The organism is Catenuloplanes japonicus (assembly GCF_000717135.1).
Classification (GTDB): Bacteria; Actinomycetota; Actinomycetes; order Mycobacteriales; family Micromonosporaceae; genus Catenuloplanes; species Catenuloplanes japonicus.
Window position 1 is genome coordinate 1 of record NZ_JNXY01000070.1, and the last position, 3,702, is coordinate 3,702.

Consider the following 3,702-nt stretch of genomic DNA (forward strand, 5'->3'; position numbering starts at 1 on the left):
CTCCGAGTCGGCGTGCGTAACGGAGCGAAGCGGAGGTGGAGCCCGCCGGAGGTTGGCCCGCGGGAGCATGCGGACCGCGACCACGCCGGAAGCGGGAAAGGAACTGGATCTTGATCTTCGGCCGGCAGCGGCTCTGCCCGACCGGGCTGCCGAGGGCGTCAGGTGATCCAGATGACGCCGACCTGGTCGTCCGCGATGCGGGCGAGCAGGGCGCGGATGCGGGTGACGGTGTCGTGGGCGGCGGGGACGGCGGCCAGGCGCTCGGTGTCGGCGTGCCAGTGCTCGAACGCGCGGGTGATCTCGCGGTCGGTGAACTCGTCGGGGTGGAGCGCGTCGAGGTGGCGGCGGTGGGCCGGGACCAGGACGCGGATGATGTCGTCGCGGGCGGCGATGGAGACGACCTTGGGCAGCGGGCCGGGGTCGAGGTCGATGCCGTGCGCGTCGAGCAGCGTGAGGACGGTGCGGGCCGCGATGCCGGACCACGGGTACGGATCAGGGAAATCCTGGCCGCGCCGGTCGATGGTGCCGCCGGGGTCGGCCAGGAACCACGCGAGATCCTCGCGGTCGATGACGGCTATCTCCGCTGTGGAGGACACCCCCGCACAATATCCGACATGGACACCGCACTGCTGGACGGCACGATCGGCGCGACCGCCTACAAAACCCTGAGAATGCCGGAGGAAGCGGAGGACCTGATCGTGCTGCTGCACGGCGCGTTCTCGTCCGCGGACCGGCTCGTCCAGCTCCGGCCGATGATCGAGGGCATGTGGGCGGACGGCACCTTGCCCCCGTGCGTGCTGGCCTGCGCCTCCACCCCCACGGTGGGCGGCTTCTACATCGGCGAGTGGGAAACCCTCGTCGCGAAGACCCTGCCGGAGGAGATCGGCCGCCGCTTCGGCACCACCCGCGTCTCCCTGCTCGGCGCGTCCATGGGCGGCTACGGTGCCCTCAAGATCGCCTTCGCGGACCCGGCACGCTGGACCGCGGTCGCCGCCACCTCACCCGCGCTGCTCAACGACACGCCCGGCCCTCGTAACACGATCAGTGTCCTCGCCGCGCTGAGGGACACCATGACCGCGGCCGGCTGGGAGCGGGAGAGCGCACTGCACCGGCTGCGACGCCACGCGGACGAGATCCGTGCCGCGCGGCTGCCGATCATGCTGCGCTGCGGCGACCGGGACGCGTTCGCCCTGCACGACGGCACCGAACGGCTGCACCGTGAGCTGTGGGACCTGGACATCGCGCACGACTACCACCTGGTGCGCGACGCGGACCATGCCGGCCCGGAAGCGGCCGACTCCACGCGTGCCGCGCTCACGTTCCTGGCGGCCTCGATGCGCGCCCCCGCCGATGATCCCGAGGACGTGACCGCTCTACGCGCCATGATCGCGCCGGACCGGGCCGAGGCCGCACGGCGTGATCCGGACACCGGGCGGCGCTACGCCCGGCTCTGAGAAACAGACACAGGATCCAGGCGCGCCGAGGGTACGCGGAGCGCCTGAATCCGTTCGCGGCCGTGTCAGATGAGCGTCGCCGCTTGAGTGAGCAGCTCACCGGTGCGCTGGTCGCGGCACAGGTAGCGCTGTCCCTCGTGCATCCAGCCCCAGATGTCATCCTGGACGAGAGGCTCCTTGCAGTGCAGGCACCTCGGGTCGGTCGGCTGCGCAGTGGCGGAACCGGTGCGGGTGGAGGTGGGCGTCAAGGTCGGCGTCCCTTCGGGTCGTGTGGTCGGGGCCGTTCCAAGTCCCCCTGTGATCACATGCAATATCGCACCGTAGCGGATCCTCCGCGAATCGATGCCAAGGGCATTGACCTCGGGCAACACGGCTCACCCTTCGTGTGACGGCCGTCTCAGTTGGTGGTAATTCATTCGGATGGCCTAGATTCGGCCGAAAGGAGCCACACGGTCGGCGGACACGGTTCGAGGGGGGCGCAGCGTGATCACCAGCAGCGCCACGCTCACGGCCTCGGATCTGTACGAACAGGCCGAGCAGGCCCGTACCCGTGGCGACTACCGGTCCGGCGTCGACCTCGCCCGCCGTGCCGCCGAGCTGCACGCCAAACACGGCGACGTCTCCGGCCAGGCCTCCTCCCTGCGGCTCGCCGCGAACCAGCTGCTCCGCGTCGGCGAGCAGGAGCAGGCGATCACCGCGTGCACCCAGGCCGCCGCGCTGTTCGAGTCGATCGGCGACGAGCGCGGCATCTGCGAGACGCTCACCGTCCAGGCCATCCCGTTCAACGACCTCGGCCTGCACGAGGAGGCGCTCGACGCGCTGGACCGCGCGCGCCGCATCGCCCAGCGCCTCGACGACCGCGCGCTGCTCTACTGGGTGCACAACCGCACCGGCGTCGTGCACAGCGCCATGGGCGACCTGGCCAGCAGCAACGAGTGCCTGCGCCACGCACTCGCCATGGTCGACCCCGGCGACGACGAGGCCCGATTCTGCGTGCTCAACAACCTCGGCGACAACGCGGTCTACCGCGTACCGCAGCTGCGCGAGTCCGGCCTCGACGAGGAGGCGGACGCGCAGCTGGAGACCGCGCTCGGCCACGTCCGGACCGCGCTGCAGCTGGCCGAGGCCGCGAACCACCCGTTCCGGCAGTCGATCGTGCTCGACAACTTCGGCATGCTGATGGCGCTGCGCGGCGAGTACGGCGAGGCGTTCTCCCTGGTCGAGAACTCCCGCATGATCGCGCTCGCGCACGGCTACCGCTCGTTGGAGTCCGCCGCGCTCCAGCACCAGGCGCAGATCCGGCTGCTGCGCGGCGACTGCGCGATCGCGGTGCTCGGCCTGCTGGAGGCGTTGGAACGCGCGAAGGAGGCCAAGGAGAAGCCGATGACCATGGCCATCCACCTGCAGCTCTCCTCCGCCTACGAGCGGATCGGCGACTTCAAGGCCGCGCTCGCCAACTATCGCGCCTACCACACGCTCGAACGCGAGGCCCACAACGACGTCGCCGCGGTCCGCGCCCGCATGATGGTCCACCACTTCGAGCTGGACAACGCGCGCCTCGAGGCCGACAACGCGCGCCTGGAGTCCGAACTCCACCGCATCCGCAGCGCCGAGCTGGAGGAGCAGGCGCTCACCGACTCCCTCACCGGCCTCGCCAACCGCCGCGCCGTCGACCAGCGCCTCCCCGAGATGGCCACGCTGGCCGCCGCCACCGGCCGCCCGTTCTGCCTCGCCATCGCGGACGTCGACCACTTCAAGCACGTCAACGACAAGTACGGGCACGCGGTCGGCGACGAGGTCCTGCGCCGCCTCGGCGAACTGCTGCGCGAGCACGTCCGCGGCATCGACCTGGTCGCCCGCCTCGGCGGCGAGGAGTTCCTGATCGCGTTCGAGGGCGTCGACCTCCCCGAGGCCGCCCACCTCGCCGAGAAGCTCCGCCGCATCATCCAGGACCACGACTGGATGACCATCCAGCCCGGCCTCGCCGTCACGGTCAGCATCGGCGTCGCCGAGCACGACAACAACGACCACACCACGCTCCTCCCGCGCGCCGACACCCGCCTATACGCCGCCAAACACGCCGGCCGCAACCGCGTGACCGCCGCGGGCTGACGCCTTTCCCCGCTTTTCGGATCAAGATCCAGTTCCTTTTCCCGCTTCCGGCGTGGTCGCGGTCCGCATGCTCCCGCGGGCCAACCTCCGGCGGGCTCCACCTCCGCTTCGCTCCGTTACGCACGCCGACTCGGAG

At 70.7% G+C, this 3,702-nt stretch carries 4 protein-coding genes; 2 read left to right on the top strand and 2 right to left on the bottom strand.

What is annotated here, in order from left to right:
- Positions 1 to 158: 158 nt before the first annotated feature.
- The gene (locus tag OP04_RS47970) at positions 159 to 596 is read right to left on the bottom strand and encodes a hypothetical protein (RefSeq protein ID WP_033346781.1); all 438 of its coding nucleotides are present in this window, start codon (positions 594 to 596) and stop codon (positions 159 to 161) included.
- An 18-nt stretch (positions 597 to 614) separates the two neighbouring features.
- Between OP04_RS47970 and OP04_RS47975 the strand changes: the two genes are divergently transcribed.
- A complete protein-coding gene (locus OP04_RS47975; protein WP_051800205.1) occupies positions 615 to 1,454 on the top strand; it encodes an alpha/beta hydrolase-fold protein in 840 nt (279 codons plus the stop codon).
- Positions 1,455 to 1,519: 65 nt separating this feature from the next.
- Here the strand turns inward: OP04_RS47975 and OP04_RS54375 are convergent, their stop codons facing one another.
- Positions 1,520 to 1,825: a hypothetical protein gene (locus tag OP04_RS54375; RefSeq protein WP_157241383.1), complete on the bottom strand. Its 306-nt coding sequence runs from the start codon at positions 1,823 to 1,825 to the stop codon at positions 1,520 to 1,522.
- A 112-nt stretch (positions 1,826 to 1,937) separates the two neighbouring features.
- Here OP04_RS54375 and OP04_RS47985 point away from each other — a divergent pair, with 112 nt between their 5' ends.
- Positions 1,938 to 3,566, top strand: a complete 1,629-nt coding sequence (locus OP04_RS47985; protein ID WP_033346783.1) for a GGDEF domain-containing protein — start codon at positions 1,938 to 1,940, stop codon at positions 3,564 to 3,566.
- Positions 3,567 to 3,702: the final 136 nt, after the last annotated feature.